This window comes from Streptosporangium vulgare (genome assembly GCF_042428775.1).
Lineage (GTDB): Bacteria > Actinomycetota > Actinomycetes > Streptosporangiales > Streptosporangiaceae > Streptosporangium > Streptosporangium vulgare.
This window is the reverse complement of record NZ_JBHMBS010000002.1, coordinates 320,976-347,538: the sequence shown is the minus strand read 5'-3', so window position 1 is coordinate 347,538 and position 26,563 is coordinate 320,976. Positions and strand designations below refer to the sequence as shown.

Annotated in this window: 26 protein-coding genes; 14 read left to right on the top strand and 12 right to left on the bottom strand. The window is 71.5% G+C overall.

All coding sequences use genetic code 11. The annotated features are described in order from the left end of the window. Positions 1-7 precede the first annotated feature (7 nt). A complete protein-coding gene (locus ACFFRH_RS05605) occupies positions 8-673 on the bottom strand; it encodes an SDR family NAD(P)-dependent oxidoreductase (RefSeq protein ID WP_344747008.1) in 666 nt (221 codons plus the stop codon). A gap of 123 nt (positions 674-796) precedes the next feature. On the opposite strand from ACFFRH_RS05605, the gene ACFFRH_RS05600 reads away from it, so the two are divergent. Together ACFFRH_RS05600 and ACFFRH_RS05595 are read left to right on the top strand one after the other, a co-directional pair. Next, positions 797-1,945: a GAF domain-containing sensor histidine kinase gene (locus tag ACFFRH_RS05600; RefSeq protein ID WP_344747009.1), complete on the top strand. Its 1,149-nt coding sequence runs from the start codon at positions 797-799 to the stop codon at positions 1,943-1,945. Further along, positions 1,942-2,592 carry a response regulator gene (locus ACFFRH_RS05595; RefSeq protein WP_344747010.1) on the top strand — a complete coding sequence of 217 codons (651 nt, stop codon included), beginning with the start codon at positions 1,942-1,944 and terminating at the stop codon, positions 2,590-2,592. The genes ACFFRH_RS05600 and ACFFRH_RS05595 overlap by 4 nt, the downstream gene beginning before the upstream one ends. A gap of 21 nt (positions 2,593-2,613) precedes the next feature. On the opposite strand, the gene ACFFRH_RS05590 is transcribed toward ACFFRH_RS05595, so the two are convergent. Beyond that, positions 2,614-3,324 carry a hypothetical protein gene (locus ACFFRH_RS05590; RefSeq protein WP_344747011.1) on the bottom strand — a complete coding sequence of 237 codons (711 nt, stop codon included), beginning with the start codon at positions 3,322-3,324 and terminating at the stop codon, positions 2,614-2,616. Between the two features lie 171 nt (positions 3,325-3,495). Here ACFFRH_RS05590 and ACFFRH_RS05585 point away from each other — a divergent pair, with 171 nt between their 5' ends. Next, on the top strand, positions 3,496-6,129 hold the full coding sequence (locus tag ACFFRH_RS05585; RefSeq protein WP_386154722.1) for a protein kinase domain-containing protein: 2,634 nt from the start codon (positions 3,496-3,498) through the stop codon (positions 6,127-6,129). 24 nt (positions 6,130-6,153) lie between these two features. Here the strand turns inward: ACFFRH_RS05585 and ACFFRH_RS05580 are convergent, their stop codons facing one another. Beyond that, the gene (locus tag ACFFRH_RS05580; protein WP_386154719.1) at positions 6,154-6,873 is read right to left on the bottom strand and encodes an Rv1486c family protein; all 720 of its coding nucleotides are present in this window, start codon (positions 6,871-6,873) and stop codon (positions 6,154-6,156) included. 66 nt (positions 6,874-6,939) lie between these two features. Between ACFFRH_RS05580 and ACFFRH_RS05575 the strand changes: the two genes are divergently transcribed. The 4 genes from ACFFRH_RS05575 to ACFFRH_RS05560 all read left to right on the top strand — a co-directional run bounded on the left by ACFFRH_RS05575 (position 6,940) and on the right by ACFFRH_RS05560 (position 10,175). Further along, a complete protein-coding gene (locus tag ACFFRH_RS05575) occupies positions 6,940-7,734 on the top strand; it encodes an ABC transporter ATP-binding protein (RefSeq protein WP_386154716.1) in 795 nt (264 codons plus the stop codon). Between the two features lie 134 nt (positions 7,735-7,868). After that, positions 7,869-9,062, top strand: a complete 1,194-nt coding sequence (locus tag ACFFRH_RS05570; protein WP_344747014.1) for an SPFH domain-containing protein — start codon at positions 7,869-7,871, stop codon at positions 9,060-9,062. Positions 9,063-9,161: 99 nt separating this feature from the next. Then, complete coding sequence (locus tag ACFFRH_RS05565) at positions 9,162-9,917, top strand: sulfite exporter TauE/SafE family protein (protein WP_344747015.1); 756 nt, start codon at positions 9,162-9,164, stop codon at positions 9,915-9,917. A gap of 30 nt (positions 9,918-9,947) precedes the next feature. Then, positions 9,948-10,175 (top strand): DUF8836 family protein, encoded by a 228-nt coding sequence (locus ACFFRH_RS05560; RefSeq protein ID WP_329088968.1) that lies wholly within the window; start codon positions 9,948-9,950, stop codon positions 10,173-10,175. A 411-nt stretch (positions 10,176-10,586) separates the two neighbouring features. On the opposite strand, the gene ACFFRH_RS05555 is transcribed toward ACFFRH_RS05560, so the two are convergent. From ACFFRH_RS05555 to ACFFRH_RS05535, 5 genes are all read right to left on the bottom strand, one after another. Beyond that, positions 10,587-11,501 carry a Rieske (2Fe-2S) protein gene (locus ACFFRH_RS05555; protein ID WP_386154713.1) on the bottom strand — a complete coding sequence of 305 codons (915 nt, stop codon included), beginning with the start codon at positions 11,499-11,501 and terminating at the stop codon, positions 10,587-10,589. Between the two features lie 41 nt (positions 11,502-11,542). Further along, complete coding sequence (locus tag ACFFRH_RS05550) at positions 11,543-12,097, bottom strand: HD domain-containing protein (protein WP_386155061.1); 555 nt, start codon at positions 12,095-12,097, stop codon at positions 11,543-11,545. 101 nt (positions 12,098-12,198) lie between these two features. Further along, complete coding sequence (locus tag ACFFRH_RS05545) at positions 12,199-14,385, bottom strand: molybdopterin-dependent oxidoreductase (protein WP_386154710.1); 2,187 nt, start codon at positions 14,383-14,385, stop codon at positions 12,199-12,201. A gap of 105 nt (positions 14,386-14,490) precedes the next feature. Further along, positions 14,491-15,300, bottom strand: a complete 810-nt coding sequence (locus ACFFRH_RS05540) for a hypothetical protein (RefSeq protein ID WP_344747018.1) — start codon at positions 15,298-15,300, stop codon at positions 14,491-14,493. Next, positions 15,281-15,544: a hypothetical protein gene (locus ACFFRH_RS05535; RefSeq protein ID WP_344747019.1), complete on the bottom strand. Its 264-nt coding sequence runs from the start codon at positions 15,542-15,544 to the stop codon at positions 15,281-15,283. The genes ACFFRH_RS05540 and ACFFRH_RS05535 overlap by 20 nt, the downstream gene beginning before the upstream one ends. 468 nt (positions 15,545-16,012) lie before the next feature. Here ACFFRH_RS05535 and ACFFRH_RS05530 point away from each other — a divergent pair, with 468 nt between their 5' ends. The 3 genes from ACFFRH_RS05530 (at position 16,013) to ACFFRH_RS05520 (ending at position 17,578) form a co-directional block, all read left to right on the top strand. Next, entirely contained in the window at positions 16,013-16,876 is an 864-nt protein-coding gene (locus tag ACFFRH_RS05530; protein ID WP_386154707.1) for a helix-turn-helix domain-containing protein, read from the top strand. A gap of 44 nt (positions 16,877-16,920) precedes the next feature. After that, on the top strand, positions 16,921-17,127 hold the full coding sequence (locus tag ACFFRH_RS05525; RefSeq protein ID WP_386154704.1) for a DUF397 domain-containing protein: 207 nt from the start codon (positions 16,921-16,923) through the stop codon (positions 17,125-17,127). A gap of 244 nt (positions 17,128-17,371) precedes the next feature. Further along, complete coding sequence (locus ACFFRH_RS05520; RefSeq protein WP_386154701.1) at positions 17,372-17,578, top strand: DUF397 domain-containing protein; 207 nt, start codon at positions 17,372-17,374, stop codon at positions 17,576-17,578. A gap of 129 nt (positions 17,579-17,707) precedes the next feature. Here the strand turns inward: ACFFRH_RS05520 and ACFFRH_RS05515 are convergent, their stop codons facing one another. Continuing rightward, positions 17,708-19,162 carry a catalase gene (locus ACFFRH_RS05515; protein WP_386154698.1) on the bottom strand — a complete coding sequence of 485 codons (1,455 nt, stop codon included), beginning with the start codon at positions 19,160-19,162 and terminating at the stop codon, positions 17,708-17,710. Further along, the gene (locus ACFFRH_RS05510) at positions 19,159-19,371 is read right to left on the bottom strand and encodes a hypothetical protein (protein ID WP_386154696.1); all 213 of its coding nucleotides are present in this window, start codon (positions 19,369-19,371) and stop codon (positions 19,159-19,161) included. The genes ACFFRH_RS05515 and ACFFRH_RS05510 overlap by 4 nt, the downstream gene beginning before the upstream one ends. Before the next feature lie 191 nt (positions 19,372-19,562). Between ACFFRH_RS05510 and ACFFRH_RS05505 the strand changes: the two genes are divergently transcribed. From ACFFRH_RS05505 to ACFFRH_RS05495, 3 genes are all read left to right on the top strand, one after another. Further along, on the top strand, positions 19,563-20,669 hold the full coding sequence (locus tag ACFFRH_RS05505; protein WP_386154693.1) for a CapA family protein: 1,107 nt from the start codon (positions 19,563-19,565) through the stop codon (positions 20,667-20,669). Positions 20,670-20,870: 201 nt separating this feature from the next. Next, a complete protein-coding gene (locus tag ACFFRH_RS05500; RefSeq protein ID WP_386154690.1) occupies positions 20,871-22,649 on the top strand; it encodes an SDR family oxidoreductase in 1,779 nt (592 codons plus the stop codon). Positions 22,650-22,680: 31 nt separating this feature from the next. Further along, positions 22,681-23,328, top strand: coding sequence for a TetR/AcrR family transcriptional regulator (locus ACFFRH_RS05495; protein WP_386154687.1), 648 nt, complete (start codon positions 22,681-22,683; stop codon positions 23,326-23,328). Positions 23,329-23,563: 235 nt separating this feature from the next. Here the strand turns inward: ACFFRH_RS05495 and ACFFRH_RS05490 are convergent, their stop codons facing one another. Further along, a complete protein-coding gene (locus ACFFRH_RS05490) occupies positions 23,564-24,316 on the bottom strand; it encodes a hypothetical protein (protein WP_386154684.1) in 753 nt (250 codons plus the stop codon). 202 nt (positions 24,317-24,518) lie between these two features. On the opposite strand from ACFFRH_RS05490, the gene ACFFRH_RS05485 reads away from it, so the two are divergent. Continuing rightward, positions 24,519-25,025, top strand: a complete 507-nt coding sequence (locus tag ACFFRH_RS05485) for a hypothetical protein (protein WP_386154681.1) — start codon at positions 24,519-24,521, stop codon at positions 25,023-25,025. A 201-nt stretch (positions 25,026-25,226) separates the two neighbouring features. Here the strand turns inward: ACFFRH_RS05485 and ACFFRH_RS05480 are convergent, their stop codons facing one another. Next, complete coding sequence (locus tag ACFFRH_RS05480) at positions 25,227-26,522, bottom strand: hypothetical protein (protein WP_386154678.1); 1,296 nt, start codon at positions 26,520-26,522, stop codon at positions 25,227-25,229. Positions 26,523-26,563 lie beyond the last annotated feature (41 nt).

Genomic DNA, 26,563 nt, shown 5'->3' with positions numbered 1-26,563 from the left:
CGCCCGCTCATTCGTGCCTCACCCGGCCGCTGTCCGGGCGGTCGGCGATCAGCCGCCGCAGGGTGGGGACGACGGTCTCCGGGCCCGGGGCCCCCGCCGCCTCCCCCGCGCCGACCGCGTCGGCGAGCATGGCGGTGGACATCTCCCCCGGATCGACCCACCAGACCGCGACGTCCGGCTCCTCGACGGCCAGCACGTGCGAGATCTGCTCCAGGGCCGCCTTGGTCGCGCCGTACCCGCCCCAGCCCTCGTACGCCTCCACCGCCGCGTCGGAGGAGATGTTCACGATCGCGCCGCGCCGCTCCCTGAGCCCGCGCAGGTTCGCCTGGATCAGCGCCAGCGGAGCCAGGACGTTGGTCCGGAACAGCTCCTCGAGCGTGTCGGCCGGGTATCCGGCCAGCGGCGGCAGCGGGACCGCGCCCAGCCCGGACGCGTTGTTGACCAGCAGGTCCAGGCCGCCGTGTTCCTGCGCGGCCAGCGCCAGCCGGTCGCGGTGGGCGGGGTCGGCGACGTCTCCGGGCAGGGCGAGGGCGCCGAGTTCGGCCGCGGCGGCTCGCAGCGCGTCCTCACCCCGCGCGGTGAGGATGAGCCGCCAGCCGTCGGCGGCGAGAGAGCGGGCCAGTGCCAGGCCGAGGCCGCGGGAGGCGCCGGTGATGAGTGCGGTCTTCGTCATGCCTCGACGCTAGGAATCGCCCGCCCGCCGCACATCGGCCGCCGGACCGGGCCCGGGGTGGGCTGATGGGCCTAGGACCGATGGCGTACGCGGCGGGCGCCCGACGCCGCCTAGAGTCGGTTCGTGAGCCACGAGAGGGAGGACAGCGAGGGCGGGGAGGACAGGGACGCCGTGCTGCACGCGGTGAGCTCGGCCGTCCTCGCGGTGACCAGGCACCTGTCGGTCCGGGAGGTGCTCCAGGTCATCGTGCGGTCGGCGCGGCGGCTGCTGGACGCCCGCTACGCCGCGCTGGGCGTGCCCGACGACCAGGGGGCGTTCGCCGAGTTCGTCGCCGAGGGCATCTCCGACGAGCAGTGGGACGCGATCGGGCCGATGCCCCGCCAGCACGGCATGCTCGGCGCCATGCTGCGCGAGGGCGCGGCGGTCCGGCTGCCCGACATCCGCAAGGACTCCAGGTTCGAGTACTGGCCGCGCGCCCATCCGGTGCTCAAGGACTTCCTCGGGGTGCCGATCCGCGACGGGGACGAGGTGCTCGGCATCATCTTCCTGTCCAACAAGCGGGCCCCCGGCGGCTTCACCGAGGCCGACCAGCGGCTGCTCACCATGTTCGCCGCGCACGCCGCGATCGCCCTCACCAACGCCCGCCTGTACGAGCGGGGCCGGGAGCTCACGCTGGTCGAGGAGCGCACCCGGATGGCGAGGGAGCTGCACGACGCGGTGACCCAGAAGCTGTTCTCGCTGCGCCTCACCGCGCAGGCCGCGGCGTCGCTGGTCGTCGGCGATCCAGTACGGGCGCTGCGGGAACTCGACCGGGTGGAGCGGCTGGCGGGGGAGGCGCTGGCCGAGCTGCGCGCGGTGATCGTGGAGCTCCGCCCGGCCGAGCTCGACCGGCACGGCCTGGCCGAGACGCTCCGCAAGCACGTCCGACTGCTCGACCGGCTGCACCCGGCCGCGTTCTCGTTCGAGGAGTCGCCGGTGTGCGAGCTCGAACCGGCGGTCGAGGTGGCCGTCCTCCGGGTGGCCCAGGAGGCGCTGCACAACGCCTCCAGGCACTCGGCGGCGCGTGCCGTCGAGGTCCGGCTGGGATGCGAGGGCGGGCGCGTGTTCCTTGAGGTGAGTGACGACGGAGCCGGGTTCGACGTGACCGCCGCGGCGGGACGGGGACTGGGTATCGCCTCGATGGGCGACAGGGCGGAGTCCGTCGGAGGGAGCGTGCGGGTGGAATCGGAACCCGGGCGGGGCACGCTCGTCCGGATGGAGGTGCCCGGATGATCCGCGTCCTGATCGCCGACGACCACCCGGTCGTCCGGCAGGGCCTTCGCACCTTCCTGGACCTGCAGGAGGACCTCGACGTGGTCGGCGAGGCCGCCGACGGCGCCGAGGCGGTCGCTTTGGTCGGCTCTCTCGCCCCCGACGTGCTGCTGCTCGACCTGAGGATGCCGGTCCTCGACGGGCTCGGCGCGTTGCTCCTGCTGGGGGAACGAGGGCTGTCGCCGAGGGTGCTCGTGCTGACCTCGGTCAGCGACAGGGGGGACGTGGCCCCGGCGATGCGGGCGGGCGCGGCGGGCTTCCTCTACAAGGACGTCGAACCGGCCGCGCTCGTGCGGGCGATCCGGGCGGTGCACGGCGGTCAGGTGCTGCTCGCTCCCGAGGCCGCCGAGGCGATGCTGTCGGGGCCCGGTCCCGGTCCCGTCGCCGGGGAGGGCGGTCGTGAGGGCAGGCCCGTGGCGGCGCTGACCGACCGGGAGCGCGAGGTGCTCGCGCTGATCGCGTCGGGCCGCTCCAACCGGGAGATCGCCAGGCAGCTCGCGGTGGCGGAGAAGACGGTGAAGACCCACGTCTCCAACGTGCTGATGAAGCTGGGGGTGCAGGACAGGACCCAGGCCGCCCTCTACGCGGTACGGAACGGCCTGGCCTGACGGCGTGGGACCTCTACGGCGTCAGGTGTCCTTCTTCTCCTCGCGCCGGTCCGGCGGCGGCGGGGGCGGGGGCGGCGGAGGTGGTGGGGGTGGCGGATTGTAGCCGCCCCCTCCGCCCTTGGACTTGGGTTTGGGTGGCGTGGGGTGGACGATCTTGGTTTTGACCGTCTTGAGGTGGTACCAGTGGGGGAAGGCCAGCCGCTTCCACTCCGAGCGGCCGAGCTCCCCGCCGCCGGTCGGGACGTTCCAGGTGTCGGCGCCGAGCCTGGCGACCGCGGTGCCCTTGGTCCGCTTCTTGAGCTTCACCCAGATGCGTACCGTCTCGGATTCGCCCTTCTCCAGGATCCACGGCGTCACGCACCAGAAGCCGTCGTCGTAGAAGTCGCAATCAGTGCCTTTAGGGCCTTTGTAGTAAACGGTGTCGTTTATGCCTTTCGGTAGGACGGTCCCGCCGACGTAGAAGTAGTCGGCCTCTCTCGGTCCCCGGTTGGTGACCTTGACCTCGTACATGAACTCGCGGCCGTTCCTGACCCGTTTCGGTGCCTTCACCGAGACCTTGAACGCCGACCAGGGCTTGTCCTGCCGTACTCCGGCCGGGGCGGCCAGAGCGCCCGCCGCGGCCGCGGAGGGAGCCAGGGACGGCGCGTTCACGGCGGCGGCCGAGGCGGTGGGGACGATCGCGAGCGGAGCGATGAGGCTGAGACCTAGAAGCGTGCCGAAGCTTCGGCGCATGGGCGTCTCCGCACGAGCTAGGGGTGATCGTAGTCACCATTTGTTTCATGAATTATGGCGTAAGCAGGACTCGCCGGAATAGTGAATGATCTACCTGAACATTACTTGTTTGCGTATCTTTGGTTACTCGGGGACACCAGCGACTCACGGCTGGACAACGGGGAGGCTCACGTGCCGGACACGAACCCGCTGCGCAGGGAGGACCCCGAGTCACTGGGCGACTACCGGCTGCTCGGCCGCCTCGGCGAGGGGGCGCAGGGCGTGGTCTACGCGGGCCGCGGACCCGACGGGGCGATGGTCGCGATCAAGCTGCTCCACCCCAGGCTGAGCGACACCGGCATGGACGGCGACCGGTTCCTGCGTGAGGTCTCCGCCGCCCGCCGGGTGGCGCCGTTCTGCACGGCCCAGGTGCTGGGCGCCCACATGGACGGTGACCGCCCCTACATCGTGAGCGAGCTGGTCGAGGGCGTGTCGCTGCAGCGGGTCGTGCAGTCCGAGGGGCCCCGGCGCGGCAACGTGCTCCACCGGCTCGCGGTCGGCACCGTGACCGCGCTCGCCGCCATCCACCGGGCGGGCATCGTGCACCGCGACTTCAAGCCCAGCAACGTGCTGCTCGGCCCCGACGGACCCCGCGTGATCGACTTCGGCATCGCCAGGGCCCTGGACTCGGCGATGACCGTGACGAGCGGTGTGGTCGGCACCCCCGCCTACATGTCGCCGGAACAGGTCTCGGGACATCGCGTCGAGCCCTCGTCCGACATGTTCAGCTGGGCGCTGACGATGACCTTCGCCGCGACCGGGCGGCCCGCGTTCGGCCAGGACAGCGTGCCCGCGGTCATCTACAGGGTGATGAACGAGAGCCCGGACCTGTCCGCGCTCCCCGACACCCTGCGGCCGATCGTCGCCTCCTGCCTCAGCAAGAACGCCGGGGAGCGGCCCAGCGCCTCGGAGGTGCTGTTCGCGCTCCTGGAGACCCAGTCCGACGAGGCTCCCGCCGTACCGGCCCCAGCGGCCCCAGCGGCCGTACCGGTCGTACCGCCCGTGTCCCCGACGCCCGCCGACGACCGGTCGTCCGCCGACGAGCGACCGTCCTCCGGTGAGCGGTCGTCCGCCGACGAGGGGCCGGTCGCCGACGAGCGGCCGGTCGCCCCCGAGACGTTGTGGGTGCGACCGTCGGGGGAGGACCCGAGGAGCGGGAGGCCCGACGCCACCCCCGGCCGTACTCCGGGCGGCCGGGCGGGCACTCCCGGGGACCGTCCCGGCGGCGCTCCGCCCGGCGGGCCCGGCGCCGCCCCCGACGCCTCCCGGGGGCGTCCGGGCGCGCCGGACGGTCCCGCGCCCGTGGTCAACCCCTTCGCCTCCCCCGCGGGTCCCGTGCGCTACCCCGGCAACCTGACGCCCGTGGGCCGGCGGCCCGCTCCGTCTCCCGTACCGCCCGAGGGGGTCTACCCCCCGCCGCCCCCGCAGCGCCCGGACCTCTTCGCCGACGTGGCCCCCGCGGCGCCCGGCGAGCGCGGCGCGCGGCGCAGGCGGGCCGTCCTGGTGACCGCGGTGCTCTCGGGGGCCCTCACCCTGGCCGCCGCCGCGCTGGTGGCGGTGCCGAACCTGCGGGACGACACCGTGACCCCCGGCGCCGCTCCGGCCACCCGGGAGGCCCTGGCCGGCGACGGTACGGGGAAGCCATCCCCGGTCCCCTCCACCCCGTCCCCGGCGACCGCCTCCCAGGCTCCTCCCGCGCAGGTCACGCAGGCTCCCAGCGCCGTCACGCAGGCCATGACCCCCGCGCCCACGGCGAGCCCCACGACCGCCCCCACCTCCGGGCCGTCCGAACCGCCCAGCCCGCCGGCCACGGTGGTGACCTTCGACGGCCAGGACGGCAAGACGCTCAAGGGGCACACCAAGGCCGTCCAGTCCCTCGCCGTCATCAAGATCGGCAAGAGGCCGACGGTGGTCTCGGGCAGCCAGGACGGCTCGCTCGGGCTCTGGGACCCGGCGAAACACAAGAGGCTCCACCGGCTCCGCGGCCACCGGGGCGAGGTCTACGCGGTCGCCACCGTCACCTTCGGCGGCCGGCCGTACGCGGTGAGCGGCGGCTACGACCACTCCGTCCGCCTGTGGAGCCTGAAGTCCCGCAAGAGCAAGGCCCTGGGCCACCACCCCATCGCGGTCTTCGCCGCCGCGGCCGGCACCGTGAACGGCTCACCGCTGGCCGTCACCGGGGACGGCGACGGCACGCTCTACTTCTGGAACCTGAAGAGCCGCAGGCTGCTCAAGACCATCTCCGCGCACCGCAACGACGTCAACTGGCTCGCCTTCGGCAAGATCGGCAAGCGGTCCGTCGTCGTGTCCGCCAGCGCCGACGAGACGCTGGGCATCTGGGACCTCGTCACCAGGAAGCGGTACGGCAAGGTCTACAAGGGGCACAGCGGGCCGGTCTTCTCGGTGGCCTTCGGCAAGCTGGGCGACCGCACCGTGATCGCCTCGGGCGGCAAGGACAAGAAGATCAGGATCTGGGACCCCAAGACGTCCAAGACCATCGGCAAGCCGCTCAGGGGTCACGGCGGCAACGTCTACTCGCTGGCGTTCGGCGAGGTCGACGGCCGCACCGTGCTGGTGTCGGGCAGTACGGACGGGACCGTCCGGCTCTGGGACCCGGCCGAGGGCAAGCCCCTCGGCAAGCCGGTCAAGGCCCACAAGGGCGGGGTCTACTCGGTGGGCGTCATCACCGTCGGTGGCCGTACCCTGGCCGTCTCGGCGGGCAGGGACCGCGCGGTCAAGCTCTGGAAGCTGACCTCCGCCCGGTGACCCGCCTCCGGAGTTCCGCGACCGTCAGACCAGCTCCGTGATGGCGTGGTGGGCGACCACCCGCGCCCGGCGCACCGCGCGGTCGAGCTCGCGCAGGGCCTCACCGCGTACGGCGATCTGGCCCGAGGTGAGCCCGCGGTCGTCGGCGACCCGGAGCACCGCGGCGAGGCGGGCGGCCAGGGCGGCGACCCGGTGTGCCCTGGCGGGGTAGCCGGGAGCCAGGCCGTCGTCCACGATCTCCAGCCTCCGGTGACCCTGGGCTGGGCCCTCCACACCGAGCAGGGCGTCGGTGGCCACGCGCATGGCGCGGGTCAGCTCGTGCTCGGCCTCGACGAGGGAGGGCAGGTCGGGGGCCGCGGTACGGGCCTCCAGCACGGTCCAGCGAACCCCGGCGTACGATGACCCGCGGCGGTCGTTTACCGGGACCAGGCCGAGGCACCTGCTGGGAAGCACGGCTGTCGCCGCCTGTCCGGCCTCGATGGCGGCGGAGTTGAAGGGGGGCGGTCCGGTGAGCCCGAGCGGGTCGCCCGCGATGGGGAGGGCGAGGCGCAGCGATTTCATGCCCTCGATCCGCAGGTCGGCGAGGAACGCTCGGAGGGGGAGGTCGCCGGTCTCACCGGCGACGAGTTGGGGGCCTGCCTGCCGCTCCACGCGGTCGGCGGCCTCGTCGAGGCCGACCTGTCCGGCGAGCCAGGCATTGCCCCAGCAGACGAGGGTGGCCGAGATCGGTGAATCAGGGTGCACCGATCCACGATATGCGCTTGTCCTGCAATAGGTTTTGTTCCAGCGATTCACAAGGAGGCATAAGGGATGGGCGGTCAGGTGCTTCGGCTACAGGACGTCACCGTCCGCAGGGACGGAGCGGCCCTGCTGCGGGAGATCGACTGGACCGTTCACGAGGACGAGCGGTGGGTCGTCATCGGTCCCAACGGTGCCGGGAAGACGACGCTGCTGCAGGTGGTCGGGGCGATGCTGTTCCCCACCGAGGGCGTCGTCGAGATCCTTGGCGAGCGGCTCGGTCAGAGCGACGTCTTCGAGCTCCGGCCCCGCATCGGGCTCGCGAGCGCCGCGCTGGCGGAGAAGGTGCCGCCGGAGGAGAAGGTCATCGACCTGGTGCTCACGGCCTCGTACGCCATCCTCGGCCGCTGGACGGAGGAGTACGACTCCCACGACGTCACGCGCGCCGTCGAGCTGATCGACCAGCTCGGCTGCGCCCACCTGATCCGGCGCCGGTTCAACACGCTGTCCGAGGGGGAGCGCAAGCGGGTCCAGATCGCCCGCGCGCTCATGCCCAACCCGGAGCTGCTGCTGCTGGACGAGCCCGCCGCCGGCCTGGACCTGGGCGGGCGCGAGGACCTGGTCCGCCGCCTGGCGACGTTCGCGCACGACCCGAAGGCGCCGACCATGGTGCTGGTCACCCACCACGTGGAGGAGGTGCCCAGCGGGTTCAGCCACGCGCTGCTGCTTCGGCACGGTTCCGTGGTGGCCCAGGGCCCGATCGACCAGGTGATGACCGCGGAGAACCTGTCGCGCACCTTCAGCGTCCCGCTCACCCTGGACCGGGGGCGCGACGGCCGCTGGTACGCACGGGCGCACCAGCTCTGACTCCGAGACTCCGGGCGCGCGCCGGTTCCGAGGCGGTTCCGAGATCGTTTCGGTCGTTCAAAGGCCGGTGAAGGGAAAAGCAAATATCCTGCCGGGTCAAGAGTTCCACGTGACTCGACCACCCGGGATGGCTCATGGAATGGCTTGTCGCCGCACTCGTCGTCGTGGCCGTGGCGGTTTTCGCCGCCTACCGGACGGTCCAGGTCGTGCCGCAGGCCACGGCGGGCGTCGTGGAGCGGTTCGGGCGCTACCACAGGACGCTCGCTCCCGGGCCGAACCTCGTGGTGCCGTTCATCGACCGGATCAAGGACACGGTCGACCTCCGCGAGCAGGTCGTCGCCTTCCCGCCGCAGGCGGTGGTCACCTCCGACGACCTCGTCGTCTCCGTCGACACGGCCGTCTCCTTCCAGGTGGTCGACGCCCGCGCGGCGACCTACGAGATCGCCAACTTCCTGGTCGCCGTCGAGCAGCTCGTCGCGACCACGCTGCGTGACGTGGCCGGTGGGATGAGCGTGGACCGCGTGCTGGCCTCCCGCGAGGAGATCGGAGCCGAGCTGCGCGCGGCGCTCGACGCCGCCACGGGCGCGTGGGGCCTCCGCGTCGGCCGGGTCGAGCTCACCGCGGTCGACCCGCCCGTCTCCGTCCAGGAGTCCATGGAGCGGCGGGCCCGCGCCGACCACGACAGGCGGGCCGCGGTGCTCGCGGCCGAGGGGCGGAAACAGGCGGCCATCCTCGCCGCCGAGGGCGAGCGGCAGGCCGTCGTGCTGAGGGCGCGCGGCGAGGCGGAGGCCACGGTGCTCAGGGCGCGGGCCGACGCCGAGGCCAGGGCGACGCGGGCCAGGGGGGAGGCCGACGCGATCGACATGCTCTTCCGCGCCGTCCACGAGGGCGGGCCCGACTCGGAGCTTCTCGTCCACGAGTACCTGCGGGCCCTGCGCGAGATCGCCAAGGGGGACGACGGCGAACCGGGGAGCGCCTCGCCGGACCTGAGGCGGGTCCTCGAAAGACTGGCGGACCTCCTCCCGGCCAAGGAGGGGTCCTCGGGCACGGAGGGGTCTCCGGGGGAGGGCGAGCTCTCGGGCATGGGCCGGTCCTCGGGCGAGGACGGGTTCTCGGGCACGGAGGGGTCTCCGGGCGAGGGCGGGTCCCCGGCCATGGGCCGATCCTCGGGTACGGAGAGGTCTCCGGGGGAGGGTGGGCTCTCGGACATGGGCCGATTCTCGGGCGAGGACGGGTCCCCGGCCACGAACAGGCCGGACAAGACGGAGGGATTCCCGGTCAGAGAGGCGTCCGCGGCCGGGGACGCTCCTGTCGGGGACATCCGCTGAGGACACCCCGGCCACCGGATGACCGTCGATCTCCTCCTACCATCCGGTGAGTGCCGTGCACCTGTCATGGGCGCGAGCCTTACCAGTGAGGGGAAGTGCATGACACCGTGGGAGGCGGTCGCGATCTTCGTGGCCGGCATCGGGGCCGGGGGCATCAACGCCGTCGTCGGTTCCGGGTCTCTGATCACGTTCCCGACGATGGTCGCGCTGGGCATGCCGCCGGTCGTCGCCAACGTCTCCAACACCGTCGGCCTGGTCCCCGGCTCGCTCACCGGCTCGCTCGGCTACCGGGTGGAGCTGAGAGGGCAGCGCCGGAGGCTGCTCAGGCTGGCGGTCCCCGCGGTGGTCGGCGCGCTGGCCGGCGGGGTGCTCCTGCTCTACCTTCCCGCGGAGACGTTCGACATCGTCGTGCCCGTCCTGATCGGCGTGGCGTGCGTGCTGGTGGTGATCCAGCCGAGGCTCAACGGATGGCTGAGCGCCCGGCGGGAGCACGCCCGCCCGCACGGTGGCCCCTGGCTCTGGGGCGGCATCCTCGCGTCCGGCGTCTACGGCGGCTACTTCGGCGCGGCCCAGGGCGTGCTGCTCATCGGGCTGATGGGCACCTTCCTCGACGACCGCCTGCAGCGGATCAACGCGGCCAAGAACGTGCTCGCGCTGCTGGTCAACGCGGCCGCGGCGCTGCTGTTCATCGTGATCGCGGAGGTCGACTGGCTCGCGGTCCTGATGGTGGCGCTGGGCGCCGCGATCGGCGGTTTCCTCGGCGCGAAGATCGGCAGGAGACTGCCCGCCCCGGTGCTGCGCTGGTTCATCGTCTGCATCGGGGTGGTGGCGATAGTCAAACTGGTGTACGGGTGAACCTGCCCCCTAACGGGTACCTATATAGGTATGAAAGGTGACAAAGTCGAGGTTGTCATCGACGCAGGAGACAGTTCCCGTACCTACGAGGTCAGCGCCACCAGAGCGGGTCGCCGCGTCGAGGTGGCGAACGCCCGAGGCGGCGTCGTCGAGGTGAGCGAGGTCACCCGGAGCGGAACGGCCGTGCGCACCGCCCGCTTCATGTCCAGCCGTATTCTCGCCCTGGTCGAACACCCCGCCGACGGCAAGCCGGCATAGACCGGCCCGGCGGCGGGCCGGTTCTCGTCACGCCCGGGTGGGACGCGCCCGATCAGGGACGCGCCCGTCACACCCGGGTGGGACGTGCTCGATCACGGACGTGCCCGATCGCGGACGTGCCCGTCACGCCCGGACGGGACGTACCCGTCACGGACGTACCGTCATGCCTGGGGGCGCGCTCGTCACGGACACACCCGTCCACACCTGGACGGGGCGCTCACGCCTGGGCGGGGCGCGGAGTTCGCGTCGCACCCAGGTCACCGGGTCACCGTCCAGCCGCCGCCCAGGTCACCGGGGCACCGGCTCACCGTCCAGGCCGCCGCTCAGGGCACCGCCCAAGTCGCCATGTCGCCGCTCAGGTCACCGGAGGGACGCCGGCCCCCCGCGTGAGGGGCCCGTCGCGGAACCCGGTCACATCTGCGCGGGGCGGACCTGGAGCACGCCGTCACGGCGGACCCGCGTCTCGAAGGACGGCTGGGGAGCGGTCGCCGGGCCGTGCACGACGGCCCCGTCGGAGAGCCTGAAGGTGCTCCCGTGCCACGGGCAGACCACGCAGGCGGTCCCCTCCTCCGAGATCAGGCGCCCCTGGTGGAGCGGGCCCGCCAGATGGGCGCACTGGTCGGCGAGCACCGTGACCCCGGTGCCGACACGCAGCACGAACAGGTCGATGTAGCCGAGCCGTCGCGTCACCGGGCGCCCGTCGGGCAGGTCGCCGAGCTCGCACAGGTCGTGCCAGCCCAGCGGGACCAGGTGGGCGACGGACTCGGCGTGGTTGGCCCCGGCCGCCTGCCGGTAGGCCAGGTGGCCGCCGAGGTAGCCGCCCAGGCTCGCGGCTCCCAGCCCGGCGAACGACAGCACCCGCCCGGTCCGGTCGCGTCCGGCCATCCGGAACACCAGCGAACCGGCGTAGAGCCCGAGGGCGGCCAGGTTGGCGATCGCGTGCACGAACCCCACCCGCTGCTGCTCGCGGTGGAGCGCGGACCAGTCGGTGACGCCCGCCGCCACCGCGGGCATCGCGGTGGCGAGCCCGCCGGCGACCAGTACCCGTGACGCCCGGGGGTCGTGGCGGGTCACGTCCAGCACCGCCGTCGCCGCCCAGAGTCCCAGGCTGAGGTTGGCGAGCGGCGGATGGAGCGGCTTGCCGATCGGCACCCCGTGCAGCAGGTCGCGGAGCGGTCCGGGACCGATCCGCTGACGTACGGCCTTGGCGAGTATGCGGATCGGTCTGTCGGCCCTGGGTGAGCGCTCGATCCGATCGGTGAGCTCGACCCCGGGCACCAGACGTCTGAAGGTCCGGCGCCCTGTTTTGACGGTTTCCTTCACCATCGCCCCCTTCTCAACCCATAGGGACCTACCCGAGAACGGCGTTACGCACGCGCCAAATGCCCCCGGCTGACGGAGAGGGCGATGATCTCGGTGGCATAGGCGCCCAGTGTCGCCGATCCCTCCTCGATGATCTTCACCTTCTCCAGCACCTGTTCGGCCGTCACCTTGTACAGCGACCAGGTGCCGCCCTCGTTGTGGTGGTTCGCCATGATGGGCGCGATCCGGTCGAGGGCCTTGGCGAACCTGGCCTCCGGTGTCTTGCGTTCCTCGAACTCGTCCCAGAGCTCGCGCAGCCGGGTGGCCTGGTCGCAGGGGAGCAGCCCGAAGATCCGGTCGGCGGCCTTACGCTCGATGCCCAGCTGGGCCTCGACGGCCGAGGCGTCGTAGATGAACGTGTCTCCCGCGTCGATCTCGACGATGTCGTGGACGAGCAGCATCGCGACGACCCGGTCGAGGTCGGTGCCCGGTGGTGCGTGCTCGGCCAAGACCATCGCCAGCATGCCCACGTACCAGGAGTGCTCGGCGTCGTTCTCCCGCCGCGACCCGTCCATGAGGGTGTTGCGGCGGACGATGCGTCTGAGCTTGTCGATCTCCATGGCGAAGGTGAGCTGAGCGCGCAGACGGTCCTGTGCTGGAGGGGTGGTCACGCGCGCAAGCCTAATGCGCGTCGATCCCGCTTTTCCGAGCGATCATGGGATCACGCCCGGCCGAGGGTGACCGGAACCCCGTTGAACACGGCGTTTCCCGAGGGCGCGTCCACGACGGAATCGTCTGTGAGCGTGTTCGCGTTCACCCCCGCGTGCTTGGCGGCCACCGGTTGCGAGGTGCCGGAGTGCCCCCACCCGTGGGGCAGGCTCACCACCCCCGGCATGATCGTGTCGGTCGGCTCCAGCGGGACGACCAGCTCGCCCGCGGCCGAGCGCACCACGGCGCGCTCGCCCAGCCCGAGCCTGCTCACGTCGTCCGGGTTGATCTGCAGGGTGCACCGGTTGGTCCCGCCGACCAGCGGTTCCACGTTGTGCAGCCAGCTGTTGTTGGAACGCAGGTGGCGCCGCCCGATGAGCACGATCTCCGCGGGCGGTACGGCGAGCCGCTCGCGCAGCCGCGCGGCGTCCTCGACGAGCCGGGGCGGGGCCAGCTCCACCCGCCCCGAGGCCGTACGGACGATCTCCGCGAGCCGGGGCTCCAACGGGCCCAGGTCGATGCCGTGCGGGTTCGCCAGCAGGGTGGCCAGGGAGAGCCCGTACGGGCCGAGCTTGAGCATGGCGTCCAGCCGCCTCTCGGCTCCGCTGTCGCCGTCCAGGGAGGCGCGCAGCTCGGCCGGATCCGCGCCCTCCACCGGGGAGCCGGGTGTCTCGACGGCCCTGCGGAGCATCCGGTCGAGGATCAGCTCGTCGAGCGGGGCAGGATCGGCGTCCGCGCCCTGCCCCGAGGCGATCATCGCCAGCCGCGCCATGATCTCGGCCTCCGAGGGGCGTCCCGGCTCCAGCGGCAGGATCGGAGGGGAGAACCTCGCGTAGTTGCGGACCGCGAAGGCCAGCAGCGACAGGTCGTAGTGCGGCGACTGCGTCACGCGCGGCGGCGGCAGGATGACGTTCGCGTGCCGGGTGGTCTCGTTCAGGTACGGGTCCACGCAGACCATGAACTCCAGGTCACGGAAGGCCCGGTCCAGCCGGGGCCCGCCCGGCGCCGACAGCACCGGGTTGCCGGCCACCGTGACCAGCCCCCTGACCTGTCCCTCGCCCGGCGTCTCGATCTCGTCGGCGAGGGTGGCCACCGGGAGCTCGCCGTTCGCCTCCGGCAGCCCCCGGACGCGGCTGTGCCAGCGTCCCGTGACGTACGGCTTGCTCCGGCGGCCGTTCTCCACGGCGGGTTTGGCGAACATGACCCCGCCGGGACGGTCGAAGTTGCCGGTCAGGACGTTGACGACGTCGACCAGCCACTGCGCGACGGTGCCGAACTCCGCGGTGCAGGTGCCGATGCGGGCGTAGACGGCGGCCGTCGGGGCCGCGGCCAGTTCGCGCGCCAGCCGTACGATCTCCTCGGCGGGCACCCCGCACATCGGGGCCACCGCCTCGGGGGCGAAGTCCTCCGCCAGCCGCCTGACCTCCTCCAGCCCGTTGACCCCGACACCGTCGATGCCGGCGCCGATGTCGGCCGAGGTGAGGTCCTCGGCGAGAAGGGTGTGGACGATGCCGAACAGCAGGTAGGCGTCCGTCCCCGGGCGGACGAACAGGTGCTCGTCGGCGAGGGCGGCGGTGCGGGTGCGGCGCGGGTCGACGACCACGAGTTTGCCGCCGCGCCCGCGCAGCGCCTTGAGGCGGCCGGGGAAGTCGGGGGCGGTGCAGAGCGAGCCGTTGGACTCCAGCGGATTGGCGCCGAGCATCAGCAGGTAGTCGGTGCGGTCGAGGTCGGGCACCGCGATGGCGAGCGGGTCACCGAGCATCAGGCCGCAGGAGACGTGCTTGGGCATCTGGTCGGCGGTGCTCGCGGAGAAGACGTTGCGGGTGCCGAGGGCGCGGATCAGTGCCCCGCCGTACAGGGCGCCGGCCATGGAGTGGGCGTTCGGATTGCCGAGGTAGACGGCGAGCGACTGGCGGCCGTGAGCGTCGATCACGCCCGTGAGGCCCTCCGCGACCGTGCGGAACGCCTCGTCCCAGGACGCCTCGCGCCACTCGCCGCCCGTCCGGATCATCGGGACGCGCAGCCGGTCCGGGTCCTCGTCGAGGTGGCCCAGGGTCGCGCCCTTGGGGCAGATGAACCCCTTGGAGAAGGGGTCGTCGCGGTCGCCCTTGACCGAGGTGACGTGCCCGGCGTCGTCGAGGGTGAGCCGGAGGCCGCAGACGGCCTCGCAGAGGGGGCAGGTCCGGTGCGCTGTTCTCATCGGCACTCCTGAGTTCGGCGAGTGGACTCATCATGGCCGCCGCCCGGTCCATGGGGAAGCCCCGGAGTGCGAACTCCGGGGCTTCCCGTCGTGCGGCCCCTTGGCTCACGCGGCCTGTCGTCGCCGCCCGGGGAACTCCTCCGGTCCCGGGAACTCGTCCAGCGGCCGGGACTCCTCTGGCTTCTGGAACTCGTCCAGCGCCCGGGACTCCTCTGGCCTCTGGAACTCGCCCAGCCCTGGGAACTCCTCCAACCCTGGGAACTCGTCCGGCCCGGGGAGCGGGACGGCGGTGAAGCGGGTGCCGGGCTCCTCCTCCGTGGCCCGGCCGGCCCGCCGCGGGCTCACCCAGTCCGTCCGCCCGTAGAACCGGTCGAGACCCACCGGGAGGCCGGTGGCCCTGCCCCCGCGGACGATCTCGACGGTGAGCAGGTTCGCCCACCTGCCGTGCCGGAGGACCACGGCGTCGCGGGCATAGCACGCCGCCGCGATCTCGGCGGAGAAGGCGTCGAAGTCCTCGGCGCAGGTCCCGGCCCTGGCGAGGACGAGCGCCTTCTCCCCCGCGGCGGAGGGGGTGATCCACAGGACCAGCGGCAGCCGGCCCGAACGGGTGTGTATCCCGGTCTCCGCGCACGCCCGCTGGATGCGGTGCCGGGAGACCAGGCACCACACGTGTGCCGTCACCCAGCTCCTCCAGAAGCCGGAGGTGACGAGGACACCGGAGGTGCCGGCCAGAACGAGAAACGGCCACCAGTCGCCCTCCCGGAGCGAGAGGACCACGGTGACCGTGAGGGACAGGGCGCCGGCGAGCAGGACGATCTCCGTCCGCCAGCGCCACAGCCGGACGAGGAGACCTGCCCGGCGGGGAGGCCGGTCGCCGTGGCGGCCGTGACGGAGGTCACGCCGCCGCGACGTCACCGCCCACCCCCTCGTCGAGGACGGGCGCCAGGGCGAGCGCGGGAGCGGCGGTCCGCTCGGCCTTGAGGAGGTCGAAACGGGGCTCGCGGTAGCGCCTGACCCCGAATCCGACCCTGGTCACGGTCCAGCCGAGCCGATAAGCCCACTCGTCCTGGTCCATATAGAGCTCTCGGTCGGTCACATAGATCAGATCGAGGATGAAGGTCTTGATTCCGTGGGTTCTGTTGGTACGGTGGAAGGACATAGGAGACTCCCTTCGTGGCTTTGACGCGGAGTTCTTGTGCCAACCGGGTCGGTGGCCGCCGGCCCGGTGTTCTTTGGGCCCGACAAAGGGCGCTTTCTTTGATGCGTGCGACGCTGGGCCGTCGCCGGCCGATTCTCGTGCTCCCCCTGCTGGCCTCCCCGCGTCAACTCCGTTTCTTCGAAGACGGCGCCGTTGCCGGACAACCGCGCGCCCCTCCCGTACCGCGTGGCTCGCGAATGCCCTCGAAGACGCTCCCCCGGATGATCGCCGGTGGCTCCCCCGGTCTTTCGAGAAGCTTCCTGTTCTGATAGTCGCTCAGCATAGATTTGGCTGCAAGACTTGCCGTAAGGAAAAAAGCAATAAACTTCCGCACATGCACTGCAAGTGACTGTGTAATTTGCACTATCATTCGACGGGTTCCTGTTGAGGCCGTGACGCGCACCCGTCCGTCATGGTGAGGAGGTCGTGATGCCGCAACGTGGCAGTCCAGCGCTCCGCCGGCGTCGGCTGGGTCTGGAGTTACGCAGGCTTCGCGAGGGCCTTCACCTGACCGGCGACGAGGTGTCCGAGCGCCTGCGGTGGTCGACCGCGAAGGTCAGCAGGATCGAGACCGCCAAGACGCTGGCCAGCGAGGCCGACGTCGAGGTGCTCGCCGATCTCTACGGGGTCGACGGGTCCCTGCGGGAGGTTCTGGTCACCCTGCGGCGCGACGCCGCTCGGAAGGGGTGGTGGGAGAGATATCGCGGTTCCGTGCCCGATGACTACATCACGCTCATCGGGATGGAGGCGGAGGCCACCGTGGCGCGAAACTGGGAACCCCAGATCGTGCCCGGTCTTCTCCAGACGGAGGGTTACGTCCTGGGCGTTCACAACGCGAACCAGGAGTCCAGCCTGCTTCCGCCGAGCTGGATCCAGGACCGGGTCGAGATACGGCTGGCGCGGCAGCGCACGCTGCTGCACGAAGCCGATCCGCTGACCCACGTGAGCGTATTGCACGAATCCGTGCTGAAGAACCAGTACGGCGACGACCCTCGCGTCATGCGGGACCAGCTCGTGCACTTGATCGAGGTCTCGGAGCTGGAGCACGTGGATATGAGAGTTCTTCCCCAGGACGTTCCGCCGCCGGTGTCCACCGGCGCGTTCCTGCACCTGACCTTTCCCGACTTCCAGGACGTCGTCTACGAGGAGCTGCTCCCCGGCGGACGGTTCGTCGAGGACGTGGAAAAGGTCTACCAGTACGAGCGCGCCTTTGGGTACCTGATGGAACGAGCCCTCGACGAGACGGCATCACAGGAGATCATCAAAAAAACAATCAAGTACTGGGACAGGTAGTGACGGTTTCTCTGCTGCCTATTCCGTTATTTCCGGGAAGAATGATGAGCGCGAATAATCACAACGATGTGATCTGGAAGAAGAGCGCCCTGAGCGCCGCCAGCGGCAATTGTGTCGAGGTGGCGAGGCTGGGCGAGGGGCGAGTGGGAGTGCGTGACAGCAAGGACCGCTCCGGTCCCGTCCTCACCTTCGCTCCCGGCGCGTGGGACTCCTTCGTCGGGGGGGTGAAGAGCGGGGAGTTCGACATCTAGCGGGAAGCGGCCCTGGCACTCACCCAAGAGAACAAGAGCCGCCCCACTGTGGTTAACGCGTTTTCATCGCTTCCGCCCCACCGGATGGATTGGCCCCACCGGTCGAACAGGAAGAATCATCGCACACCGGGAGAGCGTTCAGGATACGGTGTTCTATCCAGACATGCTTAATACCTTGCAACTTCTTCGTCACACCTTCATCCTTAAGGTGCCTTATGGTCCCCCGTGGGAGAAGGGGTGAGTTGTGTCTGATATTGACCTCTCCAGAGCAATATGGCGGAAAAGTCGGCAGAGTGGAACCAACGGTAACTGTGTCGAGGTGGCTCACCTGCCCGGACGGGGATTCGCGGTGAGGGACAGCAAGGACAGGGGCGGACCGGTGCTGGTCTTCGGCGGTCCGGGGTGGATCGCCTTCGTCGCGGCGGTGAAGGGCGGGGCCCTCGGCCTCTGAGCGGACGTCCTCCCGGGACCGGGACAGGGGGCTTGCCCAACGGCGGGAGGCCCCCTTTCGTATGTCGGGAGAAAGCCGTACGGCCCGCGTCTCCGAGGGGGCGCGGGCCGTACGAGGGAAGGACCGTGACTAGTCGGCGGCGATGCCGAGGCCCTGGGCGACGCCCTGGCCGAGGTCCTTGTGGACGTTCGTCCAGTATTCGACGACGCGCTTCTTCGTCTCGGCGGTGACCTCCGGGGCGGAGGCGTGGCCGACGACGTTGCTCACCAGGTGGGAGCGGTCGGTCTCGGACAGCACGTTCTCCCACAGGGCGCGGGGCTGGACGAAGTCGTCGTCCTCGCGGTGCAGGGTGTAGGCGGAGCGGATGATCTCACCGGTCACCTGATAGTGCTCGCCCTCGTACAGTGCCGGGTCGGCCGCGGGGCCGCCGACGCTGTTGGGGGCGTAGACCGGGTCGCCCGGGTTGTCGAAGCGCATGTGGCCGTCCTTGTTGTAGCTGTGGACGGGAGCCTTCGGCGCGTTGATCGGCAGCTGCTGGTAGTTGACGCCGATGCGGTAGCGGTGGGCGTCCGGGTAGGAGAACAGCCGGCCCTGGAGCATCTTGTCCGGCGACGGGCCGATGCCCGGCACCAGGTTGGCCGGCTCGAAGCTCGACTGCTCGACCTCGGCGAAGTAGTTCGCCGGGTTGCGGTTCAGCACGAACCTGCCGATCGTGATCTCGGGGTAGTCGGAGTGCGGCCACACCTTGGTCAGGTCGAACGGGTTGAACCGGTAGTCGGCGGCGGCCTCGAACGGCATGATCTGGACGTTCACCGTCCAGGACGGGTGGTCGCCGTTCGCGATCGCGGTGTGCAGGTCGCGGATGTGGAAGTCGGCGTCCTGGGCGATGACCGCGCCGGCCTCGGCGTCGGTGAAGTTCTTGATGCCCTGGTCGGTCCTGAAGTGGTACTTCACCCAGAACTTCTCGCCCGCGGCGTTGTACCAGAGGAAGGTGTGCGAGCCGAAGCCGTGCATGTGGCGCCAGGACGCCGGGGTGCCGCGGTCGGTCATCAGGAACGTCACCTGGTGGGCGCTCTCCGGCGAGAGCGTCCAGAAGTCCCACTGCATGTCGTGGTCGCGCAGGTTGGTGTCGGCGCGGCGCTTCTGGCTGTGGATGAAGTCGGAGAACTTCTGCGGGTCGCGGATGAAGAAGATGGGCGTGTTGTTGCCGACGAGGTCGTAGTTGCCCTCCTCGGTGTAGAACTTCAGCGCGAAGCCGCGCGGGTCGCGCTGGGTGTCGGGGCTGCCGAGCTCACCGGCGACCGAGGAGAAGCGGATGAAGAGCGGGGTCTCCTTGCCCTTGGCGAACAGGCCCGCCTTGGTGAACTGGCTGACGTCCTCGGTGATCTGGAGAATCCCGTGCGCGCCGCCGCCCTTGGCGTGGACCACCCGCTCGGGCACGCGCTCCCGGTTGAAGTGGGCCATCTTCTGGATCAGATAGTGGTCCTGCAGCAGCAGGGGCCCGTTCGGGCCCACCGACTGGGAGTGCTCGTCGCTCGGCGCGGCGATTCCCGCGTCGGTGGTGGTGATGGGCCTGGTGCTCATAGAGGTTCCTCCGGGGGTTCTCTTCGTCGAGTGTCTTCGGAACGACAGCCGGGGCACAGGCCCCAGAAGATCACGTCCGCCACGTCGGCCAGGTGTCCGGCGTCGGGGACCTGGCCGACGTGGCCGCGCACACCGTGATGGGCGGCGTCCACGTCGAGGTGGTCGCCCTCCCGCGCGGCCCGCATGATCGCCGGCCGGGCCGCGGTCACCCGCGGGACCGCCCGCCGAAGCCGGTCCTTGTCCTACGTGGTCCTACGTGCCCCCACCGCACGACCTAAACCTGAATGATCCAACTTTGCGACTGACTCAAGTTTCGAGAGTTCCGGGAGTTCCGAGGAAACGAATCCGGTAGGGCGAGTTGTGACACAGGGGGTGGGGGAGATGGCATCCTCGAATACCGATGGACACGTACACAGCTCGCCGCCTCGCCCTGGCCGCCGCGATCACCGCCTCAGCCGTGCTCCTCGCGGCCTGCTCCGCGGCCGAGTCGGCCGCCCCCGAATCGTCCCCCGACGTGGTGGAGAAGCCCACCGAACCGGCCGAGGCCACCCCCACGCCCGAGCGCAGACCGTACACCATCTCCTTCGGCGGGGACGTGCACTTCGAGGGCGTGTTGCGGACCCGGCTGAACACCGACCCGAAGACCGCGCTCGGCCCGATCGCCAAGGTGCTCAAGCGCTCTGACCTGGCGATGGTCAACCTGGAGACCGCGATCACGACCGGCGGCACCCCCGCCCCCGGCAAGCAGTTCACCTTCCGTGCCCCCGCGGCGGCGCTCACCGCGCTGAAGGCGTCCGGGGTGGACGTCGCCTCGCTGGCGAACAACCACGGCATGGACTACATGCAGAGCGGGCTGAAGGACTCCCTCGCCGCCATCAAACGGTCCAAGTTCCCCGTCGTGGGCGTGGGCAGGAACGAGGCCGAGGCCTACAAGCCGTGGCGGACGACCGTGAACGGCAACCGCGTCGCCATCATCGGCGCGACCCAGGTGCTGGACGCGGAGTTCGTCCAGGCGTGGACGGCCACCGGAGACCAGGGCGGCCTCGCCTCGGCCAAGAACGAGGCGCGGCTGATCCAGGAGGTGCGCAGGGCGCGCAAGAACTCCGACACCGTGATCGTCCACCTGCACTGGGGGACCGAGCTGCAGAAGTGCCCCAACGAGGCGCAGCGCGGCCTGGCGCCCAAACTGGTCGCGGCCGGGGCGGACGTCGTCGTCGGCGGCCACGCGCACATCCTGCTCGGCGCCGGATACCTGAAGAACAGCTACGTCAGCTACGGCCTCGGCAACTTCGTCTTCTACAACTGGGGCCCGGACACCGGCAGGACCGGCGTGCTCACCCTGACGATCAACGGCCGCAAGGTGCTCAAGGACCAGTGGACCCCGGCGACCATCCAGGGCGGGGTGCCGATCCCGCTCACCGGGACCGGGCGGCAGCAGGCCGTCACGGGCTGGAAGGCGCTGCGCGGCTGCACCGGCCTGACCGCCAGGCCCGGCCAGTTCGGATAGCCCGCCGGAGCCGCCGGAGGAGTCGGGGGGCGGAAAGGCCGGAGGGGCCGAGAGAAACGTTCCGGGCACCTCGTGCGAAGGAGGCCGTGATGCGGTGGATGAGGTCCGGCGACGTCCGGCCGGTGCTGTCGGGACGGGGGTCGTGATGCGGTGGGTGAGGTTCGGCCACGTCCGGCCGGTGCTGTCCGGGCAGGGGTCGTGATGCGGTGGGTGGAGTCGGGCGACGTCCGGCTCGCACTGTTCGAACAGGGGGACCCCGCGGCCCCGACCGTCCTGCTCGTGCACGGCTACCCCGACACCCATCGGGTCTGGGACGAGGTCGCCGCGCTGCTGGAGGACCGCTTCCACGTGGTCCGCTACGACGTCCGCGGCGCCGGGCTCTCCGGCGCCCCGCGCGCCACCGAGGGCTACGGCTACGACCACCTGGCCGCCGACCTGGCCGCGGTCCTCGACGCGGTGGGCAAGCCGGGGGTGCACCTCGTGGGGCACGACTGGGGGTCCATCCAGGGCTGGCAGGTGATCGGCAGGCCGGGCATCGAGGAGCGGATCCTCTCCTTCACCTCCGTCGGCGGCCCGCACCTGGACCAGGCCGCGCGCTTCGTACGGCACGGCAGGCCGCGCGAGGTCGCCGGGCAGCTCCTGCGGAGCTGGTACATCGGTGCCTTCCAGATCCCCGTCGTCCCCGAGCTCGTGCTGCGCGCCGTGCTGCCGCGCGTGCTGAACCGGTCGGTGCGGGCGCCGGAACGTCCGGGGCACCCGGCGGAGACCCTCGTCAGGGACGCCCTGAACGGTCTCGGCCTCTACCGGGCCAACATGCTGACCGGACGCGGCGCGTCTCCCGTCGCGCCCGTGCCGCGGACGCCCGTCCAGCTCGTCGAGGCCACCAAGGATCCGTTCGTCTCCCCCGCGCTGCTCGCCTCGGCGCACCGCTGGGCGCCCGGCCTGTGGCACCGTCGCGTCCCCGCCGGCCACTGGGTGCAGCGCAGCCATCCCGAGGTGCTCGCCCGCATGATCGCCGAGTTCGCCGAGCACGTCGAGGGGGCGCCGCCCTCCCGGGAGCTGCGCAGGGACCGGCCCGGCGAGCGCGGGCCGTACGACGGCCGCCTGGTGGTGGTCACCGGCGCGGGCGGCGGGATCGGGCGGGCCACCGCCCGCGCCTTCGCCGCGCACGGCGCCGAGGTGGTCTGCGCGGACATCGACCTCGACGCCGCGCGCCGCACCGCCGAGGGCATCAACGTCGCCGGAGGCGGAGGCGGAGGCGGGAGCAGGGGCGGGGGCAGGGGCGGAGGCAGGGGTGCGGCGCACGCCCACCGGGTGGACGTCGCGGACGCCGCGGGGATGGAGGAGTTCGCCCGGCTGGTCAGGGACCGGTACGGCGTGCCCGACATCGTGGTCAACAACGCGGGGATCGCGGTGGCGGGTCCCTTCCTCGACCACTCGGCCGACGACTGGCGGCGCACCCTGGACGTGAACCTGTGGGGCGTCATCCACGGCTGCCGTCTGTTCGCCGCCCAGATGGCCGAGCGCGGCCAGGGCGGTCACATCGTGAACGTGGCCTCGCTCGCCGCCTTCCTCCCCAGCAGGCTGCTGCCCGCGTACTCGACGTCGAAGGCGGCGGTGAAGATGCTCGGCGACTGCCTGCGCGCCGAGCTCGCCGAGCAGGGGATCGGGGTCTCCACGATCTGCCCGGGGTTCGTCTCCACCGCGATCGCGCGGAACGCGACCTACGTCGGCGAGTTCGCCGAGGTCGCCGGGGAGCCGGCGGGGAGGGCGCTGGCCGCGCGCGGGTACCCGCCCGAGCGGGTGGCCGCGCACATCCTGCGCGCCGTTCACCGCGACCTGCCCGTCGTCGCGGTGAACGCCGAAGGCAGGATCGGCTACGCGCTCTCGCGGCTCTCCCCGGCGCTCACCCGCCGCCTGGCCAGGCTCGCCCGGCTCACCGCGGGTGGAGAAATCTCGCGATTGACGAATAAGCACTGACCCCGCTCTGTCAGAGGGGCAAGATGGGGTGGTGTCCACCATCTCCTGCGAGGAGCCGGGTGAGGCTCCACTACGGCGTCAACCCACCCAACGACGAAGCGCGCGACGGGTCGAGCGGATGCTCGACGCGTGTGCCGACCTGCTGGACGAGATCGGCTACGACGCGCTCTCCACCACGAGGATCGCCGAGCGCGCGGGAGTCGCGATCGGTTCGGTCTACCAGTTCTTCCCCGACAAGCGTGCCCTCACCCAGGCGGTGACCCGGCGCCACGTGGAGGGGTTCGTCTCCCGGATCGGCCGGCGCTTCCTGCTGGAGGACTACGCGGGCTGGTGGGACGCGGTCGACGCGATCATCGACGAGTACGTGGAGATGCACAGGACCGTGCCGGGTTTCCGGTCCCTGCACTTCGGTGACGTCGTCGACCTCAACCTGCTCGACCCCGGGTCCGAGAACAACACGGTGATCGCCGGACGGCTGCGCGGCCTCCTCCTGCAGGAGTACGGGCTGGCCGACAGCGAGGAGTTCGACCTGGCCATCCTCGTCGCGGTGGAGGCCGGTGACGCCGTGCTCAAGCTCGCCTTCCGGCGCGACCCGAACGGCGCCCCGGAGATCGTGGCCGAGGCCAAGCGCCTGATCCGCGGCTACCTGAACCGTCAGTTCGCCCGCGTCTCGGCCTGAGAGACCCGGGTGGGGCGAGCCGCGCGGCAGGCCGACCCGCTCGTCTCTCGTCTTGATAGACGTGGGCGGGGCGAGTCGCGCGTGTCTCGGTTCGAGGGACGCAGGGGGGCGAGTCGCGCGAAGGCCGAACCGCGCATGTCTCGGTTTGAGGGACGTGGGCGGGGCGAGTCGCGTGTGTCTCGGCCTGAAGGCTTCCGGCGTACCCGGGAAGAGCGAGGCGCGAGGGCGTGGGCCGTCAGTTCGCCCGTGGGGCGGTCCGCGGGGGGCCGGGAGGGAGATCCTCGCCGGGGAACGCGCCAGGGGACGCGCCGGTGCCCTCCGGAGCCCTCTCGGCGCCGATCGCGTCCGGCGCGGTGGACGCGTCCTCCTCTCGCGCCTCCCCTTCCCGATACGGCCTGCCCCGGCGTTCGAGCTGGGGCCACCGCTCCACGGGGGCGGCCTCAGCGGTCGTCCCGGACCCGGGGCGCCCCTGCGCCGTCAGCCTCTGCGCTTCGGGCTCCCGCACGTCCTGCCTCGGTGTTCCCGGCACTCCCGTGTCCGGCGGCCGCGTGTCCGGTCCTCGCGTGCGCCGTTCCCGGGTGCCCTGCCCCTGGGCGACTTGTCTCTCGACGTGTCTCCGCGCGCGCAACCGCCCCTCGCGTGACCGTTCCCCGCCCGCCACCGGCTCCCCGTCCGCCACTGGCACGGGCACGACCGCGGCGGGTCCGGACGGCCGCGGTCCCGGCTCGTCACGGGATCTCAGGGAGGGGGCGCACGGCTCGCGGCCGGACGAGATGATCGGCTGGAGACGCCGGTCCCGGTAGGCTCGTTCCATCTTCCTGATGCGGGCGGCGAGCCTCTCGGCGCGGATCCGGCTCTCCAGGGTGAGCAACTCCCGGTGGGCCTGACCGATCGCCTCCATCTTGACCGACAGGTATCCGGCGGACCCCGGAACGACCACCGAGAAGGCCAGGAGGAGCATCAACGTGAACGATGTCTGCTTGGACATGCCCATCGCGGCTCCTCCCCGTGACACGCTCCTCTAGCAGGACTCGTCGCTCATATGCCCGTTTTGCTGGAGAAAAACGCGCAGCGTAGTCGTAGGTTTGCCTAAGGTAAGGTGGCCAATACCTGCCGTTGGCCGTACGCGGTCGAGCGTCGCTCGGTACTCTCGCGATGTGGCGCATGTGACACGTGAGCAACTTGATCGATTGCTTGAGCAGGCACTTCTGGCCGACGATCACGAAGACCTGGCCCGGCGACTAGAAGCCCTGGTCGAGGCGTACGCGTCCGGCGACATATCACGGGCGGCGATCCTCGTGCTCGCCGCCGAGGAGTGGAGACAGGCCGGGCAGCCCGCCCGTGCCTTCGACTGCTTCCAGCGGGCGGTGGACGACGGCGGCGAGGTGAGCGTCGACCCCCGGGCCGGGATCGCCGACACCCTCTTCGAGCTCGAACGGCCGGCCGAGGCGAGGGAGGTGATCGCGGCGATCCGCGCCGCCGGTGACGTCACCGCGGCCACCGCCCTCACGGTCGCCGAGACTCTCGTCGCCTACGGCGATCTCGGGGAGGCCCATCAGTGGGCCACCGAGGGGGCGCACCGGGCGGTGGAGGGCAGCGGCGAGCACATCGCCCTGCTCAGAACCCGCTACCGGATCCGCGTCGACCTCGGGCTTCCCGAGGACGAACTCGACGCCCTCCTGGACGCCTCGCACTGAGGGCCGGACGCCCCTCGCACTGACGGTGCCCTCGTCGGCTCTCGTCGGTCCCGCACGCGGAAGGGGAGGGACGTGCCCTGTGAGGCACGGCCCTCCCCTGCGATGGTTTCCCGGTGGATCCGTTCCGGTCCGCGGACCGGTGGCCGATCCACCGTTTCCTGCGCGTCCTACTCCACGTCGAGGTTCACTCCGTACGGAGATTTACTCCACGTCGAGGTCGGGCTGCGTCCCCTCCAGTGCCGGAAGGGGAGCCGCCGCGGTGCCTTCGGTGGTGGTGTCGCTCGCGGTGTTCTCCGTCGCGGTGCCGCCCGTGGTGCCCTCGGGGGCGGTGTTCTCCGTCGCGGTGCCGCTCGTGGCGCCTTCGGTGGTGGTGCCGCTCGTGGTGGTGTCGCTCGCGGTGCCCTCGGTGGTGGTGTCGCTCGCGGTGTTCTCCGTCGCGGTGCCGCTCGTGGCGCCTTCGGTGGTGGTGTCGCTCGCGGTGCCCTCCGTCGCGGTGCCGACGGTGGGGGCGTCAGGCAGCGCGGGGGTCTCCGGGCGTACGGCGGCAGGCGACTCCTCCGTGGGCATGTCCGCGGTGGACATGTCCGCAGTGGGCAGCTCCGCCGCGGGCAGGTCGACGTTGGGCAGGTCGGCCGACGGCAGGTTCTCGGCGGCCGCGTCCGCCGGGGCGGGAACGGGCAGCGGGGGCGCGGGCTCGGTGACCGGCGCCTCCGGCGCGGCCGCCTCGGCGAGCTCACCCTGAGCCGGGGCCGGGGCCGGGGCCGGAGCCGGAGGCGCCGGTGCCCGCAGCCAGCTGATGCCGTCGCCGGGAGCGCTCGGCGCGCCCGGCAGGCCGGGCAGGTCCGGAGCCTCGGCCATGACGCTCACCCACGAGGTCGTCCACTCGTGACCGGGAAGGCTCGACTGCCCGAAGGGCAGCGCGTGGAATCCGGTGCCCGCGGCGACGCCCCCGGCGTCGGTGAAGCTGAGCACGGCGGCGGGCTGGGCGAGCTGGGGCAGGTCGGTGACGTGGGCGAGCCGGTTAGCGGTCACGGACGTCTCGCCGACGTTCGCGGCCACCGGTGCCTGGGCGCCCTCCACGGCCGCGGGCGTCTCCGCGCCGCTCACCGTCGCGGGCGTCTCCGTCGTCGGCGCCTCCGCGGTCGCCGGCGTCTCCGTTCCGGCCACCGGTGCCTGGGCGCCGTCCACGACCGGCGGCGCTTCCGTGCCGGTGGTCGTCTCCGTGCCGGTGGCCGAACTCGCGCCGGTGGTCGTACCCGTGCCGCCCGCCGTCACCGGCGTCTCGGCGGTGACGGCCGGCGGCGTCACGGCGCCGCTCGCGGCCTGCGACCCCTCGGGTGTCACGGCGGTCCCGGCGGTGCCGGTCTCCTCGCACGTGGGATCCACCGGCCCGGGAGCCCCCAGCGCGGCCGCCGTGCCCTGCTCAGGGCAGGGCGCGACCTCCGCCGACGCCGGAGAGACCATCGTGAGACCGGCGCCGACCGTGAGCACCGCCATCGCGAGGATCCCTCGGATGTTCCGTGATGAGTTCGACATGC